Here is a 430-nt window from a genome sequence, read left to right as displayed (position 1 = left end):
CACCGGATATGGAATTCAAAATAACAATCAGCCTTCAGCTGACCTGACCTCTTCATCCAAGTATCTTGCCCCAAACGCTCCGGCGCTTTATGATGCAGATGGAAATCTGAATTGGGCCAATAATACATGGCTAAATCCTTTACGTAATCTGGTAGCTGAATTTCGTTCCAACACAAAAGATCTGGTAAGCAGTACAACTTTGTCATATGAGATACTTCCTGATCTTACTATCAAAAGTAATTTCGGCTATAGTGATTTACAAAATATTGAAACGCGCATCAATCCTTCGACAATTTATAATCCAGCAAGCGGGGCCACCAGCGCCCTTTCTGCATTGTATTTGAACAATACCCAGCGAAACTCATGGATTATAGAGCCTCAAATAAACTGGGAGATTAACCTGGGGACAAGTAAGATAGACGTTATCTTA

The 430-nt window shown here is 40.7% G+C and carries 1 pseudogene; it reads left to right on the top strand.

Annotated features, from left to right (window positions below):
• Positions 1-430 (top strand): annotated as a pseudogene (locus tag IRZ78_RS26035) (SusC/RagA family TonB-linked outer membrane protein); the annotation flags it as partial.

Source organism: Flavobacterium sp. CSZ (genome assembly GCF_015350725.1).
In the GTDB taxonomy this organism is placed as follows: domain Bacteria; phylum Bacteroidota; class Bacteroidia; order Flavobacteriales; family Flavobacteriaceae; genus Flavobacterium.
This window is presented reverse-complemented; position numbering and strand designations above follow the sequence as displayed.